24 protein-coding genes and 1 pseudogene are annotated in these 23,737 nt (G+C 34.2%); 2 read left to right on the top strand and 23 right to left on the bottom strand.

Annotated features, from left to right (window positions below):
* Positions 1-3: 3 nt before the first annotated feature.
* The 22 genes and pseudogenes from CHLWT_RS08355 to CHLWT_RS08460 form a co-directional block, all read right to left on the bottom strand.
* A complete protein-coding gene (locus CHLWT_RS08355) occupies positions 4-315 on the bottom strand; it encodes an ATP-binding protein (protein WP_112000200.1) in 312 nt (103 codons plus the stop codon).
* Positions 254-811 (bottom strand): hypothetical protein, encoded by a 558-nt coding sequence (locus tag CHLWT_RS08360; protein WP_112000201.1) that lies wholly within the window; start codon positions 809-811, stop codon positions 254-256. Before CHLWT_RS08360 ends, CHLWT_RS08355 begins: the two co-directional genes overlap by 62 nt.
* A gap of 38 nt (positions 812-849) precedes the next feature.
* The gene (locus CHLWT_RS08365; RefSeq protein ID WP_112000202.1) at positions 850-1,104 is read right to left on the bottom strand and encodes a hypothetical protein; all 255 of its coding nucleotides are present in this window, start codon (positions 1,102-1,104) and stop codon (positions 850-852) included.
* Positions 1,105-1,739: 635 nt separating this feature from the next.
* Positions 1,740-2,879, bottom strand: a complete 1,140-nt coding sequence (locus CHLWT_RS08370) for a sigma-54-dependent transcriptional regulator (RefSeq protein ID WP_063998823.1) — start codon at positions 2,877-2,879, stop codon at positions 1,740-1,742.
* 5 nt (positions 2,880-2,884) lie between these two features.
* Positions 2,885-3,280: a hypothetical protein gene (locus CHLWT_RS08375; protein ID WP_063998824.1), complete on the bottom strand. Its 396-nt coding sequence runs from the start codon at positions 3,278-3,280 to the stop codon at positions 2,885-2,887.
* Positions 3,256-3,741: an LPP20 family lipoprotein gene (locus CHLWT_RS08380; RefSeq protein WP_112000203.1), complete on the bottom strand. Its 486-nt coding sequence runs from the start codon at positions 3,739-3,741 to the stop codon at positions 3,256-3,258. The genes CHLWT_RS08375 and CHLWT_RS08380 overlap by 25 nt, the downstream gene beginning before the upstream one ends.
* A gap of 46 nt (positions 3,742-3,787) precedes the next feature.
* Entirely contained in the window at positions 3,788-6,379 is a 2,592-nt protein-coding gene (gene gyrA / locus CHLWT_RS08385) for a DNA gyrase subunit A (RefSeq protein WP_111948531.1), read from the bottom strand.
* Between the two features lie 93 nt (positions 6,380-6,472).
* A complete protein-coding gene (locus CHLWT_RS08390; RefSeq protein WP_112000204.1) occupies positions 6,473-7,255 on the bottom strand; it encodes an AAC(3) family N-acetyltransferase in 783 nt (260 codons plus the stop codon).
* The gene (locus tag CHLWT_RS08395; RefSeq protein WP_063998828.1) at positions 7,252-7,476 is read right to left on the bottom strand and encodes a phosphopantetheine-binding protein; all 225 of its coding nucleotides are present in this window, start codon (positions 7,474-7,476) and stop codon (positions 7,252-7,254) included. The genes CHLWT_RS08390 and CHLWT_RS08395 overlap by 4 nt, the downstream gene beginning before the upstream one ends.
* Positions 7,473-8,207, bottom strand: a complete 735-nt coding sequence (locus CHLWT_RS08400; RefSeq protein WP_170253175.1) for a formyltransferase family protein — start codon at positions 8,205-8,207, stop codon at positions 7,473-7,475. Before CHLWT_RS08400 ends, CHLWT_RS08395 begins: the two co-directional genes overlap by 4 nt.
* A complete protein-coding gene (locus tag CHLWT_RS08405; RefSeq protein ID WP_112000206.1) occupies positions 8,197-8,937 on the bottom strand; it encodes a GNAT family N-acetyltransferase in 741 nt (246 codons plus the stop codon). Before CHLWT_RS08405 ends, CHLWT_RS08400 begins: the two co-directional genes overlap by 11 nt.
* A pseudogene (locus CHLWT_RS08410) lies at positions 8,924-10,407 on the bottom strand (amino acid adenylation domain-containing protein). Before CHLWT_RS08410 ends, CHLWT_RS08405 begins: the two are co-directional and overlap by 14 nt.
* A complete protein-coding gene (locus tag CHLWT_RS08415) occupies positions 10,404-11,678 on the bottom strand; it encodes a DUF4910 domain-containing protein (RefSeq protein WP_176320874.1) in 1,275 nt (424 codons plus the stop codon). Before CHLWT_RS08415 ends, CHLWT_RS08410 begins: the two are co-directional and overlap by 4 nt.
* A 9-nt stretch (positions 11,679-11,687) precedes the next feature.
* Entirely contained in the window at positions 11,688-12,257 is a 570-nt protein-coding gene (locus tag CHLWT_RS08420) for a ComF family protein (RefSeq protein WP_112000207.1), read from the bottom strand.
* Positions 12,257-12,802: a YajG family lipoprotein gene (locus tag CHLWT_RS08425; RefSeq protein ID WP_112000208.1), complete on the bottom strand. Its 546-nt coding sequence runs from the start codon at positions 12,800-12,802 to the stop codon at positions 12,257-12,259. The genes CHLWT_RS08420 and CHLWT_RS08425 overlap by 1 nt, the downstream gene beginning before the upstream one ends.
* A gap of 9 nt (positions 12,803-12,811) precedes the next feature.
* Positions 12,812-13,477: a hypothetical protein gene (locus CHLWT_RS08430; protein WP_063998835.1), complete on the bottom strand. Its 666-nt coding sequence runs from the start codon at positions 13,475-13,477 to the stop codon at positions 12,812-12,814.
* Positions 13,478-13,479: 2 nt separating this feature from the next.
* On the bottom strand, positions 13,480-13,689 hold the full coding sequence (locus CHLWT_RS08435; protein ID WP_063998836.1) for a 2-hydroxymuconate tautomerase family protein: 210 nt from the start codon (positions 13,687-13,689) through the stop codon (positions 13,480-13,482).
* A gap of 29 nt (positions 13,690-13,718) precedes the next feature.
* Positions 13,719-15,509, bottom strand: coding sequence for a translation elongation factor 4 (gene lepA, locus CHLWT_RS08440; protein WP_112000209.1), 1,791 nt, complete (start codon positions 15,507-15,509; stop codon positions 13,719-13,721).
* A gap of 117 nt (positions 15,510-15,626) precedes the next feature.
* A complete protein-coding gene (locus tag CHLWT_RS08445) occupies positions 15,627-16,715 on the bottom strand; it encodes a restriction endonuclease subunit S (RefSeq protein WP_244948773.1) in 1,089 nt (362 codons plus the stop codon).
* A gap of 46 nt (positions 16,716-16,761) precedes the next feature.
* Positions 16,762-18,852 (bottom strand): HsdM family class I SAM-dependent methyltransferase, encoded by a 2,091-nt coding sequence (locus CHLWT_RS08450; protein ID WP_112000211.1) that lies wholly within the window; start codon positions 18,850-18,852, stop codon positions 16,762-16,764.
* Between the two features lie 314 nt (positions 18,853-19,166).
* Positions 19,167-19,361: a hypothetical protein gene (locus tag CHLWT_RS08455; protein ID WP_111975510.1), complete on the bottom strand. Its 195-nt coding sequence runs from the start codon at positions 19,359-19,361 to the stop codon at positions 19,167-19,169.
* Positions 19,362-19,606: 245 nt separating this feature from the next.
* Positions 19,607-20,536 (bottom strand): ribose-phosphate pyrophosphokinase, encoded by a 930-nt coding sequence (locus CHLWT_RS08460; protein ID WP_111948501.1) that lies wholly within the window; start codon positions 20,534-20,536, stop codon positions 19,607-19,609.
* A gap of 124 nt (positions 20,537-20,660) precedes the next feature.
* On the opposite strand from CHLWT_RS08460, the gene CHLWT_RS08465 reads away from it, so the two are divergent.
* Together CHLWT_RS08465 and CHLWT_RS08470 are read left to right on the top strand one after the other, a co-directional pair.
* Entirely contained in the window at positions 20,661-21,593 is a 933-nt protein-coding gene (locus tag CHLWT_RS08465) for an aspartate carbamoyltransferase catalytic subunit (protein WP_112000212.1), read from the top strand.
* Positions 21,594-21,596: 3 nt separating this feature from the next.
* Positions 21,597-22,877 (top strand): dihydroorotase, encoded by a 1,281-nt coding sequence (locus tag CHLWT_RS08470; protein WP_112000213.1) that lies wholly within the window; start codon positions 21,597-21,599, stop codon positions 22,875-22,877.
* A 34-nt stretch (positions 22,878-22,911) separates the two neighbouring features.
* Here CHLWT_RS08470 and CHLWT_RS08475 read toward each other — a convergent pair whose 3' ends face one another.
* Positions 22,912-23,655: a DUF8374 domain-containing protein gene (locus CHLWT_RS08475; RefSeq protein ID WP_143211747.1), complete on the bottom strand. Its 744-nt coding sequence runs from the start codon at positions 23,653-23,655 to the stop codon at positions 22,912-22,914.
* Positions 23,656-23,737 lie beyond the last annotated feature (82 nt).

Here is a 23,737-nt window from a genome sequence, read left to right on the forward strand (position 1 = left end):
TTATTAATCTTGCCTATCATCAATACTTGCTTTTTTGATATCCATTTTTGAGATTCTCTCTTTTAGGCTATCGATTTTATCTTTTAGGGTTACAGATATGCTTTTGGTTTCATTTATTTTTTTGATTACATTTTGGGTGGTTATGCTCTCACGCCCTTCTATAAAGGACTCTTCAAAGCTCTCTTTTATCACCGATTCTAGATCAGCTCCGCTAAAGCCATCAGTAAGCTTAGCTAATTCAAAAACATCAATATCAGCTGTTTTTGTCTTGCTTCTGTGCTCTAAATGTAGCTTTAAAATCTCTCCAAAGCCCATCAGTAGAGCCTTCAAATCTCTTTATCACATTGCCTAATTTACTATAATCAAATTTTAGACTATTATAAATAACTTTGCTAATAGCATCAAAATACCCATAACAAAGGTAATCAATAGGCTTTAAGTTGATACTTTTTAAATACTCTTTTGTTTCATCTTCTATATCTATCTCTTCATCGCCAATATAGCAGTATTTATTATGATCCACAGCTTCTTCTATATTTATGTATGCCAAAAGCATCTTGCGGATTTTCTCTGTTCCTAGCCCAAAGATAAGCGCAAGTGGAGCATCGGTTTTAAACACACTAACAAGCGTTTGAAACTGCAATAAAAATAGATCAAAATAGTCTTTTTCTATGATTTTTAGGTTGCTTTTGATTTTTTCTACATTTTCACTATTTTTTATAATATCCCAAATTATATCGCGGAATTTATCGTGATACTCTCGTAAAAACGATTTAGCGTTTTTGTCTAGATTTTTGTTGGTTTTTAGCAAATTTTCTTTGTATTCTTTGTAGTTGATATCATTTAGAGTTATTTTAAGAGCGTTTTATCAAAATCCATATCAAAGATTTTTAGAATACTCTGCGCTAAGTTATCGCTATTTTGGTCTAGCTTTTTTAGCTCTTTTAGCTCGGTTTCTAGCCCTTGGACTTCTAGCCAACGCATTAGCAAGCCACTTTTAAAATGCTCCATTATATCTTCTATGTTGAAGTTGTTTTGTAGAGATTCTAGGCTAGATACACTAGCGCCATTTACTTGGAGATTAAATTTAATTTTTTTTGCCATTTTTGTCCTTTTTATAAAGTTATATATTCATCATCATCGCCGTTTTGCGATAGTGCTATCTTTCTATCTGCTAGGGATTGAGGCGTTTTTGTCATCATCTCTCTGACTGCTACTATTGTTTTTATCAACTCCTGCCGTTTAGCTTTTATTTCATTTTCTTCTATCCCTGCTTGTGCTGTCGTAGCAGATTGCGATGCAGTAGCGGTGCTAAGATAACTTGCTACAGACGAAACAGAACTGCGTAGATTTAGTACAGATTGCGTAGATTGTTGCCCAGCATCTTGAACTTGTTGACGAGCGGCAATATCCCAAAAAGTCCCATTTTCACTCCTTTTATCTAATTAAAGTATTAGAATTTAGCTTACAATAAGCCAAATTCAATTTTGCTATGAAAATTTATTGCTAATCTTTTGATGAAAAATATTGTAATTATACCCCCTCCCATAAAACTAAGCTTAATTTGCTAAAAGGATAGTAACAAATTTACTTAAGTGGGAAGGGGACGCTTTTTTAGCAGTCGCTACCCCTTCCCCCTTAACAACCTTGAAAAAGCTTTGCTGTGCTTTGCACAGATTTATGGTTTTGGCTCTAGCGAAATTAAATCTAAATTTTATCATTTGCAAGTAATAAATTTATTACTTTTTAGCATAAATAAATAGATCTTCTTTTAGAATTTTACTATCGTTACTAAGAATGGCAGCTCTTTCAACTATACTTATAAGCTCTCTTATATTGCCCGGATAATTGTAAGATAAAAGCTCATTTTTTGCTTCATCGCTAAAGAATTTTATCCCAAGCTCATACTCATCACAAGCTTTTTTTAAAGCAAAAAGCGCGATGCTTAGTATCTCGTCTCTTCGCTCACGAAGTGGGGGGACTAAAAGTGGAACTGTATTTAGCCTATAAAATAGATCTTCTCTAAACTCGCCATTTTTTATCTTATCTTGTAAATTTGCGTTGGTTGCACAAACGATGCGAACATCTATCTTGATAGGCTTACTAGCTCCTACTCGCACGATCTCTCTTTCTTGTAAAGCTCGTAATAATTTTGGTTGTAAATTTATAGGCATCTCGCCGATTTCGTCTAAAAACAGAGTGCCACCATTTGCTAGTTCAAAAAGCCCTTTTTTGGTTGAAGTCGCATCAGTAAATGCACCTTTTTCATAGCCGTAAAGCTCACTTTCAAGCAAATTTTCAGGGATTGCTGCCATATTTATAGCCATAAATGGCTCGTTTTTTCGTTTCGAGTTTTTATGTATAAAATTTGCAAAAAGCTCTTTACCAACACCGCTCTCGCCCATAATCATAACGCTCACATCAGTTCTTGCGGCCTTAGCTGCGATATCTAAAACTTTTTGGAGATTTGGTGAATTTCCTATAAAACTGCCTTTATCATCTACTTGTTCTTTTTTGACTTTTTGTTTTTGGCTTAAAGCCTTAGTCCTTTTGATAGCAGTTACTAGCGTTTCAACGTCAAATGGTTTTGTAAGAAAATCTTTTACGCCAAGTCGTACGCTTTCTATAGCACGATTCAAAGTAGCATTTCCGGTCATAATGATGACATCAAATTTACCACCAAGCTCTTTTATAAACTCAAGGCCGTCTAGTCCTGGCATATTTATATCAGTCACTATAACATCAACATTATCATCAAGCTTTTTTAAAGCTTCAATAGCACTTTTATAGGCTTTTACATTAAACTCGTCATAATCCCCAAGGGCTATCTCTAGGGATTTTCTCATATTTATATCATCTTCGACTATTACGATATTCACTTTTTTTACCTATTTATTTTGCTTATTATAGCACCTAAGGGCTTAAAATCCACTATAAATCTTATAGGCAAAAGTGTCACACTAGTATGTGAATATATATGATTCATATTCAATTTAACAGTATCATTTAATAAAATATCGCTGCTATCAAAACATTCAAAAAGTTTTTCTTGATTTCGTTTTAAAAATGAGAGTGTGGATTCGTTTTCAAATTTAAATGAATCTATCTCACATAAAAAAGTTTTTCTATGTGCGGGGCTTAAAACCATAGCTTTTGATATGGCTATGTTTTGGGATTTTATAAGATTATTTGATGATGAGTATTTTGCCCAAAAGATGAACTCCTCACCACCAAATACAAACACACAAAACGCTATTAATAAGCAAAAAGCTCTTGCCACTTGTCTTTATCTAGTTTTAATTCCATTTCAACACGGTAAAGACCATCTTTGAAATCCTGATTTATAACAGCAGCGTTTTTTATAAGGCCATTTACTCTAGCTTCTATCACAGAACTTTTTAGCATCGCATCTTTTACTGTCTCTTTACCATTTATCTTAACGCCAAAAAGTTTGCTAGCTAGTTGTCTGTAACCATCGACCATAGCAGCTCTTTTTGCCAAAGCCTTAGCTTGAGCTGGACTAACTGTATCCATAGGCGGAATTCCTTCTCCAACTACTGAAAATATAGCTTCTGGGGCTATTTCCATATCGGCTAACATCTTATCTTCTTTGATGATATTTCTTAGATCATCTTTATCTACTTTTTGGATCACTACTTCTTGATTTTCTTGGCTTAAGCTAGTTCCAACACAACCTACAAAAATACCTGCCATAACTAGTAAAAATACTAACGCTTTCATACTTTTCTACCTTAAATTTGAATTTATTCACTATTTAAAGCAAATTTTATTCCAAATTTGCTTCTTCTATTGTTTCACTTTCTAAAGTCTCATCATCAGACTCATCTTTAGGACATCTTGCTATGCTGACGACTTCATCGCTTTCTACATTTACGACTATTACGCCACTTGTATTGCGTCCAGCTTTTCTTATGCTTTGCATATCGACTCTTATCATCTTGCCACTTGATGTTAGCACCATAAGATCCATCTCTTCATCGACCATCACGACACCTACTAGCTCTTTTGTTTTTGGAGTTAGTTTCATACAAATGACACCTTTACCGCCACGACTTTGCAAACGGTATTCATCAGCGGTGGTGCGTTTGCCGATACCTTTTTGACTTACGCTTAATATCTCTTGAGAGTCGTTTTCTATAACTACGGCTCCTACTACTTCATCGCCCGCTTCTTTAAATCTTATGCCGGTGACACCTCGACTAACTCTTCCTATCTGTCTTACTTTATGAAGAGCAAATTTGATACACATACCTTTTTTAGTTACGATAAATAGCATCTTGCCCGAGTTGTCATCATCTGCTTCTATCTCATCATTTAGCACTTCAAGACTATTTTCATCATCTGGTGCGTCATCAGCAATTGTTTCATAGAATTCGCCCGGTTCGCTATTTGCGATAAGAACTGTAACAAGCTCATCATTTTCATCTAAATTTATAGCTTTTACGCCGATTGAACGGATATTTTTGAACTCGCTTAAATTTGTACGTTTTACTATACCATTTTTAGTAAAGAATGCTAAAGATTTACTCTCATCAAAATCTGTAGTAGGAATGATAGCCTTTATCTTTTCGTCTGCTTGAAGCTGGATTAAATTTACCACCGCTTTGCCTTTTGCGGTGCGACTACCTTCTGGTATTTTATAGACTTTGAGCCAGTAAAGTTGTCCGCGATCTGTTACAAACATAAGTGTATCATGGCTCATACAAGTAAAGAAACTCTCGATAAAATCATCTTCATAAGTAGTCACAGCTACTTTGCCTTTTCCACCTCGTTTTTGCTTTTCATAGCTCTTGCTAGGAACGCGTTTTATGTATCCGCGGTGAGTTATGGTAACTACCATATTTTCATTTGGTATAAGATCTTCTATATCGATATCATCATAATCATCGACTATCTCAGTGATGCGAGGACATTTAAATTTAGATTTGATCTCTAAAAGCTCTTCTCTTATGATATTTTCTATCAAAGTTTCACTTTTTAGTATCGCATCTAGTTTTTCTATAAGTTCTAAAATCTCTTTTAGCTCTGCTTCTAATTTTTCTCTTTCAAGTCCAGTTAGTTTGCTAAGTCTCATATCGAGTATAGCGTTACTTTGTAACTCTGAAAGTCCAAATTTAGCCATCAAACCATCTCTTGCAGAGTTTGTATCTGCGCTAGTTTTTATAAGATTTATAACTGCGTCTATGTTATCAAGCGCTATTTTTAGCCCTTCTAGTATATGAGCTCTTGCACGCGCCTTTTGAAGTTCAAATATAGTGCGTCTAATTATGACGGTTTTTCTATGATTTAAAAATAGCCTTAAAAGCTCCATAAGAGAAAATACTTTTGGCTCTTTGTTGTTTATAGCAAGCATTATGACGCCAAAAGTTACTTCCATTTGAGTGGATTTAAAAAGATTATTTAACACAATCTCGCTCATCGCATCACGTTTTAGCTCTATGACTAGGCGAATTCCATCTCTATCGCTCTCATCTCTGATCTCGCTAATCCCATCGATCACTTTATCTTTTACAAGATCTGCTATGTCTGAGTGAAGTTTGGCTTTATTTACTTGATATGGAAGCTCATCGACTACGATTACATCTTTGTTTGGTTTTTTTTCTATGTGAGTTTTGGCTCTTAGTTTTATACGCCCACGACCTGTTTTATAAGCCTCTAAAATACCTTTTTTGCCAAATATTATACCGCCTGTTGGAAAATCAGGCCCTTTTATATGAGTCATTATCTGATCTAAAGAGGCATCTTTATCATCTAAAAGAACAAGCAAACCATCTATTAATTCATCAAGGCTATGTGGAGGGATATTTGTAGCCATACCTACTGCGATACCACTACTGCCATTTAGTAGTAAATTTGGTACTCTAGCAGGTAAAACATCAGGCTCACTCAAGCTATCATCATAGTTTGGGATAAAATCAACAGTATCTTTATCTAGATCTCTTAAAAGCTCTTCAGCTAAAACCGTCATTCTAGCTTCTGTATAACGCATAGCAGCCGCGCCGTCCCCATCGACTGAGCCAAAGTTTCCTTGTCCATCTACTGCAGGAACTCTCATAGAAAAACTCTGAGCCATTCTAACTAGCGCGTCATATACTGCTGTATCGCCGTGTGGGTGATACTTACCGATAACATCTCCAACGATACGAGCAGACTTTTTGTATGGACTTCTGCTTCCTACGCCAAGATCGTTCATAGCATAAAGTATGCGACGATGCACAGGCTTTAAACCATCTCTTGCATCTGGCAAAGCACGACCTATGATAACACTCATAGAGTAGTCTAAGTAGCTAGTTTTTATCGAATCTTCGACATCTATAACATCGATATCTTGATTTATATTGAAAATATTTTCTTCCATTTTTATCCTTGAAAATAACTACAAGGATTGTATCTTAAATTTAATAAAAACTTGCTAAATAGCCATCTTCAAATTTAAAAATCAAATTTACCACTACATTTTTAGCAGTATTTGCTCATCTTTTTTTAATGCGATCATTGTATCTTTAAAATATTTATCTGCCTTTACCAAAGTTATAGTTGAATCTCCGATAGACGAGGTATGAAAGTTATATGTAGATTTGAGTATTGATACTTGTTTTTCTACAGCTAAAATACTTCTTTTTTCAATATCTCTCACAAAATATAATATGCTCTTACTAGATATTTTGCCGTTTTCATCCACTATTTTTCCGCTAAACTCCTTAAAATATCTATAGCTTACTTCTGCTTGTTCTTCAATGTAATGAGTAAATGTATATCCGAGTTTTTGAGTACCCAAAAGAACTATTTTGCCTTCCATATTTTTAAGCACGTCATAGACTGAGTTTTTACCAAAACAACTTTTCGTATCGCTTAAAAAAGCATCTTTATTAGCTCCATTAATTGCAAAAGAAAAAATCGGATCATTTGTGCGAACAACACCATTTTGATATCTGAAAAACTCAGTCAAAACGCCCATAGTGCTTCTTGAGTTTAGCTTATCATAAATTTGATTTTTACAAAAACTATATGTAAATGTAGGCATAATGAGCGTTCCATTTTTACCTATCACTTCATAAAAACAGTGTAGTAAAACTCTCAAAAACTCATCTTTTGCTAAAAGCGGTTTGCCAAGAGTAAAAAGCTCGGTATGAACGCAAACAGCGTCGCCATTTTTTATACCGATTTTCTCTAAAGCATCTAAAAAATCGCTTTTTTTAACAAGCTTTCCATTTGCTTCTAAGATAGCTTTCATCTCATCGCTTTATCTATCATATCTTTTAAACTAGCAAAGCTCTCAAAACTCTCTTTTGTTATAAACTCTGCACGAAGTGGTTTTTTATACCTTTTTTCTATCGCAGCAGCAAGAGCCATTATATCCATACTATCGATAATTCCGCTACTTAAAAGCCCCTCCATGCTCTCATTTACATCATCTCTGCCTATTTGGCTAAAAAGCTCTTTGATCTCATTCATTTTTGCTCCTTTATAATGTTTAATTTTCGACCATTTTCCAAACTCAAATTTATAAATCCATCTCCTATTTCATAGTACAAAATATCCATAAAATCACCTAAAACAGATACTTTTGGATATGGAATTTCTCTAAAAACTCCCACATCAAAAGCTTTTAAAAATCTTACTAACTTTTTAAATTCCCAGCTTGTATCTAAAACTCCAGCGTTTGGAAGCTCATATCTTTTATGTAGCTCACCCCCCCCCGCTGAAGTATGAATTACTTTAAATTTAGTGTCAAATCCGCTATTTAAAAGCTCATCAAATGCAAAAATAGCAGCTTTATGTTGAGCTAAAAGCAGCTCATTAGCACTCATATCTTTAATAGCGATTTCTTTTTGTATCAAAACTCTGCCTGTATCTATGGTGCTTTGTACTTCATGCCAGCTAATCCCACTTATAGTATCTCCACTCCAAATAGACCAAATATGAGCATTTACTCCTCTATGCGATGGCAAAAGAGAGTTGTGGTAGTTAATGATATAGTTGTTTTCTACGCAGACTTTTTTAAATATATAAAAATTATTTGCACTTATGATAAACGCATTTTTAAGCTTGTTAAAAAACATATCTTTATCTTGTATATTATCTAAATTTAAAAGTTCTACGTTTTTAAATTTAGTTCTAGCTATTTTAGCGCACTCTAAAGCCACTCTTCCTTTGCCTACAACAAATACATTTTTAAATCTCATTTTTCCTCTTATAAAACCAAATTCGTATATCATTAAACTCAAACCCAAATTTCTTATAAAATTCTATAGCTTTTATATTCGTATCTCTTACAAATAGTTTAAAATGCCAAACGTTTAATCCCAAAAAACAGCTCATCAGCTTACGCCCGATTCCACTTTTTCTAAACTCCTTGCTAACTGCCATAAAATCCAAATGAGCCGAGTTTAAATTTAAAAAATATACCAAAGCGCCTACTATTTTCTTATCTTGTTTTATGATGAGTACTTGACCTTGTTGTATTCTATTTTTAAGTTCAGTTTTGCTCATAAAAAGATAGTTTTTATCAAAATAATTTATAAAAAAATCATAAATCTCACCCATATCATCAAGCAAAGCTTTTTTAACCTCATCATAACTTTGAAAACCAAAACCGCTATTTTTTAAACTCATACCGATATATCTATCAAAAATACTAAATTTATTAATACTCAAAAATCTATTTTCAAGCTCACAAATAGGCGTTTTACGTATAATTTTTATATAGCTTCCTTGCATATCAAATTTTGCTATATCATTTATAAAATATGTGATAAAATCGTTTTGAGTTAGAAAAAAGTTATCTGCACTCTGCTTTAAATAAATTTGATTTTGGTCTAATTTATTTTTGATGCTATCTATGCTAAGCGCACTATTGCTAAACTTAAATCCGCCGTTATAAAAATAGTTTAAAAACTCATTATACAAGTCCATAAAGCACCTTTCGATCAATTTTGCCATTTTGATTTAACGCAAATTTGTCTACTAAAATAAACTTTTTTGGCACCATATAATTAGGCAGTTTCTCTAAAAGATAAGTTTTTAAATTTATCTCATTTTTCGCCTCATAAAAGCATATTATTTCGCTATTTTTAAATATACAAACTGAGTTTAAAACTTTTTTATGAGAATTAGTTGCAGTTTCGATCTCGCCAAGCTCTATCCTATGCCCCATAAGCTTTATTTGATTATCAATCCTTCCATAGCAAATCAACTCTCCAAGATCGTTAAAAGCCACTATATCGCCTGTTTTATAAAGGATATCTTGATAATTATTATGCAGTGGATTTTGGATAAAAGCTTCTTTTGTTTTTTGGCTATTTGCAAAGTATCCTAGGCTAAGGCTCGTCCCTCTAACATAAAGTTCGCCCCTAACAAACGGCTCCTTTATCAAATTTAGTTGATCATCAAAAACCAAAAGTTCGGTATTTTGACAAGCCTTTCCTATAGGAAGTGGCTCATCATCGCTAAAACTCCTATCACAAATGTAAAAAGCACAAACATCAGTTATCTCAGTAGGTCCATAAAGATTTGCAAAAAGAGCGTGTGGAAGAGCTTTTCGCCAGATATTTAGCTGTTTATTAGGCATTATCTCTCCGCAAAATAGTACTTTTTTGAGACTTAAAGCCTAAAATTAGCAAGTGCATTTACGTTTGCAAAATACGTAAGCACGCTAGGCACCCAAAAAATCAAACTAACGCCGTGTTTTTCTAAATAATCTAACACTTTATTTGGAAAAGCAAAAATAGAAGTCGGCAAGATATGCAAAGTAGCGCCAACTTTAACGCAAGAAAAAATATCCAAAATAGAGTTATCAAAATAAAATGGCGCTTGATTTGCCAAAATTTCGCTTGAGCTTAGCTCAAAAGTCTCACAAACCCAAAAAGTATAATCTATCACGCTTTTATGGCTTATGCTTACGCCTTTTGGCACGCCAGTGCTTCCGCTAGTAAAAAATACATAGAGTAAATTTGTATCTATATGAGCATTTCTAGCCACTTTTAGCGCACTTTTATCTATACTAAATTTAATAAAATCATCACAAAATATCTTTGAAATATTTAAAAAATCAAATTTAAAATCCTTTTGCGTAATAATAACCTTTGGTTTTATAATTTTAACAACTTGTTCTATACGCTCTTGTGGCGTTTGAGTATCTAGCAAAGTATAGAAATTCCCGCTTTTTGCCACGCCAAAAAATGACACTAAAGTCAAAATGCACTTTGGCAAGATGATCAAAACAGCATCTCTATTTAAATTTAGCCTTAAAATTTCACTAGCTAACTTGTCTGTAATCTCATCAAATTCAGCATAAGTCATACTTTCATCGCCAAAGACAAATGCTTTTTTAAATGGATTTTTTGCAACCGAAATATCTAAAAAGTCACAAATATTTCTTATCATCTTACTTCCTTAATGAGCTCAAATTTAAGTAAATTTTCTATGATATCTTTTAGATTTTTTGCTTCTACGCTAAGCTTATCTGCTATATCGATGACGCTTCTTTTGCCGTTGCAATACGCTAAAAAATCACGAATTATCATAGTGTTCTTGTGGATACCTTTGATATTTATGGTGCTTATTATTCCTCTTGAGCCAAGATTTGGCTCACAAGTCGTGTTTAGGCAGTAGATTTTGTTTATTTCTAAATTTAAGATCATATTTTTAGCATAGTTTAGTCCATCTTCAAGTCCCTTTTTAGTAACTAAACTCATATCATCTAAGCTTGTATGATACTCTTTATATTCGCCAAATCTACTCTTACAAAGTGTCACGATACCTAAATTTAAATTAGGCGTATTAAATTGTCTTTCATCGCTTCCGCGGTATAAAAATGAGTAAATTTTTGGGTTTTTACTAAGAAATTTAATCGTATGAAGTGCGGCTTTATCGCTTAAAGTGTCTTCATCAGGACTTAAAATCACGCTATAAGCTCTCTCATCACCTATACAGCTAAGCACAAATCCAGCCTTTACATTTTGTTTTAAGGCTTCATAATTTTTACTGATATAACAGATCGATCCGATAGTCTCAGGAACTATGATAAAACGATAATTAAAACGTCTATTTTCTAGCGTTCTCACCCATTTTATTAGCTCACTCATCACAACAGGTCCGCTTAGCTCGTTGTTTGCCATTTGCGGATGACAAAGATATGTGCTAATCAAAATCTCATCGCTAGTCTGTTTTGTTGCAGAAATGAAATATTCGCCATAATTTAGCTCGCCGTCACTTTTAAACTCAGTATCTATAAAAACCTTATAAATGCCATCTTTTAAAGCTTTTCTTTGATTATGGCTGATACAAAATCCCCACCTTTTTTCATAATAGCTAGTAACATATGGAATTGCACCCGGCAAGTTTGGAAGCGAATACAAGTGAGCTTGCAGCTCATCAAGACTAATGGCTTGATTTATAGCAGTTGAGTAATTTAAAAGATGTAGGTTGTGTTTTTTAAATTCGCAGATTTTTTCACCGCTTGGGGTGATGATATAAGCATCTCTTACTATCCATTCAGCAGGAACTACCCAGTCAAAACATTTGCTGCCACTTTTTACGCTAAAACGCTCAACCCCCCCCCCAACAGCTGAATTTAAGATATCTAGACTACGCCTAAAACCTTCTCCTGTTATACTTCTTGGGATTGTAAATAGCTTTTTTGCAAGTTCATACATTTTTATCCTTTATTCTCTAGCATCAGCTAAAACTAGTCCAAAAAGTGGCAACTTACCGCAACTAAGAAGTAAATTTTTAGCTTCTTTCATACTAGATCCAGTCGTTATGATATCATCTACTAAAATTATTGGATTGCTAATTTCTTTTAAAAGTTTAAAATTTCGTGGATTGTTTTTTCTAAATTCAAGGGTTTTTCCTTGGTATTTTACTCTATTTGTAGCTCTTAATGCACCATATATTGGCTTTAAGAATTCGCTTTTCATAGAGTGAGCAAGAACTGCAGTATGAGAGTATCCACTACTAGTTTGATCATCAAGAGCGATGATATTTACTACACTTTTAAATTTAAAAGTATCAGCAAATTTAGAAAAACTTAGCTTTGCTAGCTCACGAAATACAAAATGTCCGTGCATCTGATGTTTAGAGTAAATAAGAGGTTTTATATCACCATATTTATAAAAGCTATACACTTTAAAGCCATCAATATCCCTAGCTCTGCTTTCAAATTCACTCAAAACCATCTTGCAGTTTTTACATATAAATTTAAACGTAAATGAGCCACATTTTAAGCATCGCATCAGTTTTTAACTATCGCCTTAGCGGTGCGAACAACCATATCATTTAACAAGCTTTGGATAAATGGCTCAAAAGCACCACCTGTCAAGATAGGAGCAAATTCTGTCTGAGGCTGAGCTATACGCTTTGTCGTAGTAACTCCGTCTTTATAAATTTTGATATAAACTTCACAATTTCCTTTGAGATTATCTCTTGAATAACCGCTCAAATTCGCTTTTAGCTCTGTTATAGTTATATCTACGATCTTAGGATCTTCGCCACCAAATTTAACTCCGCTTTTTGTAAGCTCTGTTTTAAGTGCATCACCAAACCATTTTGTAAGATCTGTCCCCATGGTGACATACTCGCTAACTGTTCCTTGCTTGTCGCTTATAGTAGCTATAACGCTCTGATTTTTTCTCTTGTCGATTATGGAATTTATAACGATGCTATTAGCGCTACTTCCTACGCCTTTTGCTTGATATGGCGATAGCAAAAGTACTGAGTTTGAGCTAGAACATCCGACCATAAATATACAAAAACTCACAATAGACAATAATCTTTTCATCATAGATCCTTAAAATTTACTTATCTCTTCAGCTGCTTTGTTTGCTGCTTGTTTTACAAGAAGATCCATATATATACCAAACTCACCAGTACCTCTCAAACCACTTACGTTTTGAGTTGTAGAAATTTTGATATGTCTAGTGTAGTTGATATTTTTTATATTAAGAACTCCATATAATTTTGAATTTAAATTCTCATATTTAGGATTATATACGCCTTTAAAACCTGTAAAATCAAAATCAACTCTCAAAGTATAAGGCGAAGTTTGATGATTTACTAGCACAATTCCTCTATTTTTTAGCTCCTCTTTTAGAGATAAAAAAAACAAAGAATCTATTCTCTTATTTAAGTCATAAGCTTCTTTTGAGCCATTTACAAATATAGCCTTTTGGTTTTCCCTTAGATCTGAAACTCTATGTAGATAAACCTTTGTAAGCCCCGCACTTGTGTCTATCTTTCGTATATTTGGGCAACAGTTTATAGCAACATCGCTTTTGTAAGATTTACCATCTATTATAGTTTCATAGCTTGATTTATTGCACGGCTGACAAACGGCATTTATCTTCATTATAGTTTCAAATGACCTTTTAGCGCTAGTGTCTGAATACGAATCTAAATTCTTACTAGAACATCCTATAAAAAACATAGCAAAAGCTAATAATAATAAACCTTTCATTTTCATCCTTTCATCTGTCTTTTTACTCTTATACTCTCACCGCCAAGACCATAATTCTCAGTTTCTATCTCATCTATGATTACGACCGTGCTTGTTTTATTTCTACCCAAAACATTGTGTAATAGCTCAGTCACGCCTTTTATGAGCTCTTCTTTTTGAGCTATTGTCGGCTCACCATTTTCTTTTGTAACTTTTATATTTACGTATGGCATATTTTTCCTTAAGCAAATTTTGTTCTATTTTAGTCTATCTTTAAAACACTTAAAAACGCCTCTTGCGGAAGCGTTACCTTACCTATGGCTTTCATACGTTTTTTACCCTCTTTTTGTTTTTCAAGAAGTTTTCTTTTACGGGTTATATCGCCGCCATAACACTTTGCGGTCACGTTTTTACCCATAGATTTTACCGTTTCTCTAGCTATAACCTTATTTCCTATACTTGCTTGTATAGCAACTTCAAAAAGCTGTCTTGGAACCAACTCTTTCATAGTTTTTACAAAATCTCTACCCTTGCTCATCGCTTTTTCTTCAGGCACTATGATAGAAAGCGCATCGACTACTTCACCTGCTACTTTTATATCAAGTTTAACCAAATTTCCAACCCTATAACCATTTGGTTCGTAGTCAAAACTAGCGTAGCCTTTTGTCGCACTTTTGAGTTTATCATAAAAATCCATAACTATCTCATTCATCGGTATATCATACTCAAGCAAAACTCTTGTAGTGGTGATATAATCCATCTTAGTTTGAACCCCGCGACGGTTATTAATCAAAGTGATGATATTGCCTAAAAACTCGCTCGGCGTGATGATAGTAGCCTTTACGTAAGGCTCTTTTATAAACTCTATTTTATTTACCGGAGGTAGTTCGCTAGGATTTTGAATTTCTACGCTAATGCCATCAGTCTGCACGACTTCATAAGTCACAGTAGGAGCAGTAGCTATCAGATCTAATCCAAACTCTCGCTCAAGTCTCTCTTTTACCACTTCCATATGAAGCAGACCTAAAAACCCAACGCGAAAACCAAAGCCTAGAGCTGCCGAAGTCTCAGGCTCATAGCTTATAGAGCTATCATTTAGCTTAAGTTTATCCAGAGCGTCTCTTAGATCTTCAAATTTATCCGTATCTATAGGATAAAGTCCGGCAAAAACAAATGGTTTTGCCTTCTCAAATCCGCCTATTGCCTCCAAAGCTCTATTTTTAGCCAAAGTTATCGTATCACCAACACTTACATCGCTTACGTTTTTAAGACCTAAAACTATGATGCCGACTTCGCCTGTTTTTAGCTCATTTGTTTTTATAGGCGCTATCGGATTTGGGTACATTAGATCTAAAACAGTATGCTTTTTATCCGTTCCCATGACATAAACCTCATCGCCTTTTTTTACCACGCCATCATAAACTCTCACAAGAGCCAAAGCACCTAAATAATTATCAAACCAGCTATCGTAAATGAGAGATTTAAACGGCTTATCTTCATCATATTTTGGCGGTGGGATTTTACGGATTATGGTTTCTATCAGCTCTTTTATACCAACTCCTGTTTTTGCACTCACCTCTATAGCCTCACTGCAATCAAGCCCGATGATATGCTCTATCTCGTCTTTAACTCTTTGCGGTTCGGCTGATGGGAGGTCTATTTTGTTTATAACTGGAATTATCTCAAGGTTATTTTCAAGCGCGATATAAACATTTGCTATAGTCTGAGCCTCTACGCCTTGAGATGCATCTACGACAAGCAAAGCTCCCTCGCAGCTTGCTAGTGAGCGTGAAACTTCATAGCTAAAATCCACGTGTCCTGGAGTATCTATCAAATTTAATATATAAATTTGCCCATCAAGCTTATAAGTTAGCCTTACACTTTGAGCTTTTATAGTGATGCCACGCTCTTTTTCTATATCCATAGTATCCATGACTTGAGCACTCATCACTCTAGCTTCTACCGCTCCGCATTCACTGATAATGCGATCTGCTAATGTGCTTTTACCGTGGTCGATATGCGCTATAATGCTAAAATTTCGTATGTTGTTCATAAAATTCCTAAAATTAACGTAGCGGTATTATATAGAATTTTCTGTTAATTTTTGCAAAAATTAATTAAATTTATGATTTAAAATGCCATTTAAAAAGCTTTCAAAAAGCGTTTAAATTTAGATTGCTTTTTTAGTCTGCTCTATAATTTTATCTTTTAGCTCTATCACACCTTTTATGCTGGTCTTTTGCACCCCACTGATAAAACTCTCCATAAAATCAAAATCTATTTCGCCGGTGGTGGTTATGGGTAGTTTAATTTTTAGATTTTTATATATTTCTATCCCAGGTTTATTTTGATAAGAAAATTGATACATTTGTTTATAAATAGCTGTTACAAAAAATAAGCCGTTTTCTTTATTTAAAAAATCTGACCTAGCTTCTATAATTTGACTTGCGCCAAATTCTTTGGGTTGATATGAAATTGCTGGCAAAGTAACACCAAGCACAATAGCATTTCCTTTATTTGGTAGTTCATTTGTATCTATTAAATATTGTTTATTTACATATCTACTACACATATTATTTGTTGTTGATTGAACAATGTATGGAATTCCGTTTTGATCTGTTGGAATTTCTTTTTGAGACTTTGATTGTTTTATTCCTTTAAAAGTAAATAATTTTCCTAACTCAAATTCGCTCCAAGTTTTAGAATTTAAAGTGTTTAAAGCGTTGTATTCATCAGAGCTTAAAGTAGTATCACTTAGATCAGAGGCTTTTAGATACGATTCTAGCTCACGCACACGCTCCGCTTCTAGCTCCGCTATAAAACTCTCCATAAAATCAAAATCTATTTCGCCGTTTTGGGTTATTGGTAGTTTAATATTTTCATTTTTTACCCGTTCCCAACTTGCTTTTAGTTCATAAGAAAATTTTAATTTTATAGATTTTTGTATTGTCGTAGCAAAAAAGAATAAAAGATTTTTTGAAATATCAAATTTTGATTTTATTAAATATGCGTTATATAGAACCCCTGTTTCTTGTGGCTGTGGATAAACATTGCCAGTTGAAACCGCACCATCATTAACAATATCTATTGTCATTGTAGCCGTATCAAAATCTTGTTTTTTCCCATAATACATAATTCCATTGTCGCCATCTTTTGCATTAACTAATGGTATTTGGAATTCTATATTTTTTATTTTTGAAACATCTTTATCTTTTTCAAATTTTGATTTTTTAAAACCAAGATTTAATTTTTCAAACAAATCCCCGATTCTAAACTCTTGCCACTTTATTTTTTCTAGCTCTTTGCTAAAGTAAGTCCTTTTGGTTTAAATTTTGTGTTGTTTTATTTTTAATTATATTTGAAACTTCCCAAGCTAGAAAATCACTCACACATTTTTTAAAGTCATTTAAAGTAGGCGTTGTATCGGTAGGCGCACATTTGTTCCAGTCAGAGCCACTATTTGGGTCTATTGTATTCTCGTAATATTCTTTATCTGTAAAAATATTTAACTTAGAGCGACCAAAGCGCACGAGATTTACTAATTCATCGTATCTAGCTTTTGCGTCGCCTGTATCGCGTAATTTTATTTCGGCTTTTGCTGTTTTTTTACCTGATCGAGTATAACCATCGTTTGAGAAGTCAATAAACTTTACAATCTCATCTTTATTGTGTCTTTCGCCTACACGAAATACATAAATGTAGGTTTGGACGCTTGATTTGCCGATAAATAAATCAATAGGCATTTTTATACTTGCTAAAAGTGTGCTATGAGTTAAAATTTCTTTATTAAACACCTTAGATTTAGTGTTGCCCCTGCCTCTACCCTTGCCTTCACCTGTTCCTGCTGAGCCTTGTATGATTATAGCAGCGTAGCCTTTTTTCATCATCTTTAGGGCTTTTGCGACAAAAACCATACCACATCCAGCAGCTGAGTAAGGCGGATTTAGTATAAAAGCAGTTGCTGGGAATTCTACTCCATCATTTTGACCAAAGCCGTAATTTCCGCTAAAATCTTTTAAACTATCTTTATTTAAGATATTTGAGCTACCATCACCCATTAAAATCATATTTAAAATAGCTAGCATATAGACGCTAGGCAAAATTTCAAGCCCTAGAAGTTGCTTTGCTTTGATATTAGCGATTTTTATTCTTAGCTCGTCAGCTGAGTTTATGGAATTCCTAGCGTCTTTTATCATTTCGTTCATAGCAGCTACCAAAAGCCCAGCCGAGCCAGTAGCGAAGTCCCAAACGAAGCTATCTTTATTTACTCTAGCGAGTTTAGCTAAAAGCGTGGCTACATAAGATGGCGTTAGCACGACATCATTTAGTTTATCCTGGCTAAATCCTAGCCAAGAATACATTTCATTAAAGAGTTTGCCAGTAAAATCTATGCTTAAATCTGTTTTATAATAAATCCCCAAATCATCTACAATCTTGCTAAAAACTCTTTTTAGTTGGGTTTCACCATTTATCACTCTATTTAAATTTTCGCTTAAAATGGTATTTTCTAGTGTGCGAGTGATAAGGGCTTTTTTATCATCTGGGATAGCTTTTTGGTTTAAAAATGCCTTTACTTTTCGCATTAAAATATCGCCATCTCTATTACCATCTTCATCTAGGCTTTTTAGTTCGGCTTTTTCTAGTGGTTTTACAGCGTTTGGGATTCCAATTGTAGCGATGATAGAAGCCGTTACTAGATAGACTCTATCATTTTCTCCAAGTCCGCTTTCGTTTTTGTAAATATCATTATTTAGTTTTGTTAAGCTTGTGGCTATTTCTAGGTCTAATTTTTCTTTGATTTGTGCTTTTTGTTCATCGCTTAGGCTTAGTGCTTTTACTTTGTCTATAAAATCATCAAAATTTTCTTTTTTTAAAAATGAAAAATCACTAAATTTACCTACTTCTTGCCCTACGCCAAAATTGCTTTTTGAGACGAAATAAACGGCTATTTCATGCTGTAAAGCACCAAAATCATCTTTATAGCCAGTCATGCCGATTGAAATAATATCTTCGTAATTTGTATAATGTAAAATCGCATTTGCGTAATGAACTGCGCCATTTAGCGCATAAGAGTTGATATTTTTTAAATCAGGTTCGTTTTTAGCAGTTTTATTTGCTACTTGATTTTTATCATCTAATTTTATTAATTTATCTTTATAACCTTTATATTCTATAAGGATAGGATATACCACGCCCCACTTATCTGCTAATAAGAGTTTAGCATCAGGGCGATTGCCACCTTGTCCGCCATTTTTTGAGTAATATTCATTTAATGCGTTGTCAATTTGGCTATTGCCAGTTGATTCTTGTTCTAGTTTATAGTCTAGTTTATATGATTTTAGCCAGCCGTTTGCTAAGTCTGCGATTTGAGGTTCTACTGATTGAAGTGCTGCCATTTTTGCCCTTTTTAGTGAAAATGCGTAATTATAGCTAAATTTTAAAGCTGATTTTTTAAAAAAAATAAAATTTTTAAGTAAAGTTTTCTAGGGAATTTTAGAATTCCTAACGAGATTGCTCCCTCTACTTTGCTCCCTCGCAATGACGAAATTCTCGCAATGACGGAATTTTAGAATTCCCAAGATAAAAAATACCCCCTAACCCCAAAAAACAAAAAAACTAGAATTCCTAGAGAATTTTTGCCTATTTTAAGCACAAGTTTTTTAAAATAAGCCCCAAAAAATCTAAAATAAAAGTTAAAAAAATGGCAAAGCTAGATTTGTATTTGATGTATTTTTGTGCGCTTGTGGCGATTTACACCATCGCCACCTTTTTTGCTTGGGGCTTTATTTAAAGCTTCATCAATGCTTTCATTTATGATTTCAGTTTTCGTGTAGTATTTTAAATTTAGCTTTTTAAGCTCAGCTTTTGCGTGGTCTTCGATTTTTTCTTCTATACTTTTTGCCATTTTATGCCTTTTAAATTTGATTGCAGATTATAGTAAAAAAATTTAAAAAGCAAGATAAAAATCTTTGATAAATTTAGATAGCTTTTATAAAATTTAAACTCTTAAAAATGAAGCATGTATATAGTATAAAAAATCTGTAACATATAAATTTAAATATTTTTGAATGATAAATCAATGTTGCTATATTTTCAAGCCTACGCCAAAGTCTGCTAAAAACTCATTGATTTATCGCAAAAAGATTAAGTTTAGCTAAATAGGCTATTGACACTTTCATCGTGATATACACGTCTTATCACCTCTCCAAAAAGCGGTGCTACGCTTATCACTTTTATATGTTCATTTTGCTCTTTTAAAGGTATAGTGTCAGTTACGACTAGTTCGTCTAATGCCCCAGTAGATAGTCTTTCATACGCAGGCCCACTCAAAACAGGATGAGTACAAAAAGCCATAACGCTAGTTGCGCCTTTTTTCTTAAATATCTCAGCAGCTTTTACGATAGTTCCAGCAGTATCTATCATATCATCGATCAAGATTACATCTTTGCCATTTACATCGCCGATGACATTCATGACTTCACTTTCGTTTGCTTTTTCACGGCGTTTATCTACTATAACCATATCTAAATTCATAGTTTTTGCTAGAGCCCTTGCGCGTGCCACACCGCCTACATCAGGACTAGCGACGATAGGATTTGGCAAGTTTTTGCTCTTTACGTAGTCTGTAAATACTATAGTTCCGTATAGATTATCAACCGGTATATCGAAAAATCCTTGAATTTGTCCGGCGTGCAGATCCATAGTAACAACTCTATCAATCCCGGCAGTTTGCATCATATTAGCAACTAATTTTGCAGTTATTGGCACTCTTGGAGCTGCTTTTCTATCTTGCCTTGCATATCCAAAGTATGGCACCACGGCAGTTATCGAGCTTGCACTACTTCTTTTTAAAGCGTCAGTTAGTATAAGAAGCTCCATTAAATTTATATTAGCCGGCGCACAGGTTGGCTGTATAACAAACACGTCTTTACCACGCACACTCTCGCCGATTTGAACGCTTATCTCGCCATCGCTAAAACGCTTTATACTAGCTTCGCTTAGAGGAATTCCTAAATACTTGGCAACCATTTTCGAAAACTCGATATTCGCCGTTCCAGAAAAAATTTTATAACCTCGCATTATATACCTTCGCAAAATATTTATCGCAATTTTAACTCAAAAATGCTTAAACTAACAACGATTAAATTTAAATATTAAGCTATTTTTTTGTAAAATTCAAAATCTATTCACGCAAGGGCAAACTATGACCTACACAAAAAAAGACTTGATTTCTACAAAAGACCTGAGTAAAGAAGATATATTTTCTTTTTTAAATTTAGCCAAACACTACAAAGCCCTAAATTTAGAAAAAGTAAAAAAAGATCCGATCTTAAAAGGTGTTACTGTAGTAAATGCGTTTTTTGAAAACTCAACTCGCACAAGAGTTAGCTTCGAGATAGCTGCAAAAAGACTAGGGGCAGATGCGATAAACTTTAGCTCTAGCACTTCTAGCACAAACAAAGGCGAAACTCTCATCGACACAATTCACAATATAGAAGCTATGAAAACAGACGTATTCATCGTTCGCCACTATAGCTCTGGTGCAGCAAAGTTCATATCTAAAAACACTCCATCGTGCGTGGTAAATGCAGGCGATGGCTGCAACGAGCATCCAACTCAAGCCTTGCTTGACTTGCTTACCATATATGAGGCAAAAGGTAGCTTTGAAAATCTCACAGTCACTATAATAGGCGACATATTTCACTCAAGAGTTGCCCGCTCAAACATATACGCTATGCAGACTTTAGGTATAAAAGTAAAACTTTTTGGACCGCCTATGTTTATGCAAAACGCCGAAATTTTTGGTTGTGAAATTTGCAAAGATATGGATGAGGCAGTTAGGGGAAGTGATGCTATCATTATGCTTAGAATTCAGCTTGAAAGAAGTGATGGCGAAGTAGCATTTCCAAGCGTTAGAGAGTATAGCAGGTATTTTGGGCTTACTAAATCACGTATGCAAGTAGCTAAAGATGATGTTATTATCTTGCACCCAGGACCTATAAACAGAGGCGTTGAGCTAAACTCGGACGTGGCTGATGATGCTAGATTTTCAAGCATACTTGACCAAGTAGAAAACGGCGTGGCTATCAGAATGGCTGTTTTAAAAACGCTCTATCAAAATAAATTTAAGGCTTAAACTATGACAACACTTATAAAAAACGGAACTATCATAAATCAAAACAGCACAATAAAAGCAAATGTTTTAATAGACGGCGAGATGATCAAATCCATAACCGCAGAAGAGCCAAAAGCTGATCTAGTCATAGACGCCACAGACAAACTCATTATGCCAGGACTCATCGATATGCATGTGCATTTTAGGGATCCAGGGCTTGAGTATAAAGACGATATCATAACAGGAAGTATGAGTGCGGTCGCTGGTGGCGTAACCACAGCTTGTCCTATGGCAAATACAAATCCCGTAAATGACAACGCCGCCATCACTCGCGATATGATAGCCAAAGCTAAAAAACGAGGTCTCATAGACCTGCTTCCTATAGGAGCTATAACAAAAGGTATGGGAGGCAAAGGTATAACCGAGATGGGCGATATGAGTGAAGCTGGTTGCGTCGCGTTTAGCGATGATGGACTTCCTGTTAGCTCAAGCGATGTTATGAGAGCCGCTCTTCTTTACTCAGCATTTCACAAAAGTTTTATCATAAACCACTCTCAAGACTGCTCGCTTTGTCGTGGTGGCCATATGAATGAGGGCAGAATGTCTATGCTTTTAGGTATAAAAGGTATGCCAAGAGAACAAGAAGAGATAATGATCTCACGAGATATGCTTTTAGCAAAACTAACAGGCGGTCATATACACGTCGCTCACGTAAGTAGCGCGTATTCTCTAAAACTCATCGAACAAGCTAAAAAAGATGGGATTAACATCACTTGCGAAGTCACGCCGCACCATTTTACCTTTAGCGAAGATGAGCTTATAAACTACGACACAAATTTCAAAATGTCTCCGCCACTTCGCACAAATAGCGACGTAGAAGCTATGAGAAACGGGCTTAAAAACGGGCTTATAGATGTCATCTGTACAGACCACGCTCCACATAGCACAGATGAGAAATTTTTGGAATTTGATAAAGCACCATTTGGGATCTTAGGGCTTCAAACACTCGTTCCACTTACTTTAAATTTAGTTCGCCAGGGCGTCATAGACTACGAACAAATGGTAAAACTCACTAGCTTTAATCCTGCAAAAATACTAAATTTAAAAAACAAAGGCAGGATTGAAGAGAGATTTTTAGCCGATATCGCTATCATTGATCCAAATTTAGAGTATGTTTATGATGAGAATTTAAACAAATCAAAGTCAAAAAACTCTCCATTGTTTGGCAAAAAGCTAAAAGGCGCTTGCGCTTTGACTATCAAATCAGGCAAAGTTGTATTTGACTTTCCAAACGTCGTAGCTTGATCTGTTTTAGTCTAATAAATTTAAATTTTATTTACTAAATAAATTTTAAATTTTCATTTTTTGCCTTTTTATGCTCTTTGGTGATTTTTTTACATTTAAACCATAAGCTTAGGTAGCCTAGTTTAAGCTTAGATTTATCGACGTTTATTAGGGCTTCGCCTAGCTTGTAGCTTAGATGCTCTTTTATCTTTATAGCCTCATTGTAATCTGGATATGATTCAAGTGGTGGAAGCTTTAAGCTTGGGTTAGCTTTAATCTTTTCTTGATAGAGTTTTTGATTTTTTTGGTGGGTTTCTTTGATATAGCTTAGGATATAAGGCATTTTTATATATCCCCATAAGCTTTTTGAATTTGCTATCATAGCTTCGCGTAACTTGTATGTTAGCTGGTTTTTAATGTGGGATTTGGCTGTTCCGTAATTTAAAGCAAAATATAGATCGGTATTTAGTTTTTGGTTTTCTAATTTGGATTTTGGATTATTAGTTTCAAACTCTTGATTTAATTTAGATAATTGAGCTTTTAGATTTTCGTTTTCTTGGGCTGTATCAAAAATCATATTAGATATCTCTTTACTTTCTAGTATATCGTTAAAGTTTTTAAATTTATAAACTTTAACATTTCTTTTGCTTAAATGCAAATCAGCAGTTTTTTCAATAGATCCTAAGTATGCGATTTGAAATAGATTCGTATCTTTCCATCCAAGTAAAACTCTAAAAATAAAACTTCTACTGCTACTAATAATTAAATTTGAATTTAAAATATAATAAATAGTTTCCAAAAATATTTCTTTAGATTCTCCAACGATCTTTTTATCAAAAAAAATACAATTAGATATTTTATCTAGCTCGGAATTACCGGTA

Source organism: Campylobacter hyointestinalis subsp. lawsonii (assembly GCF_013372165.1).
Classification (GTDB): domain Bacteria; phylum Campylobacterota; class Campylobacteria; order Campylobacterales; family Campylobacteraceae; genus Campylobacter; species Campylobacter lawsonii.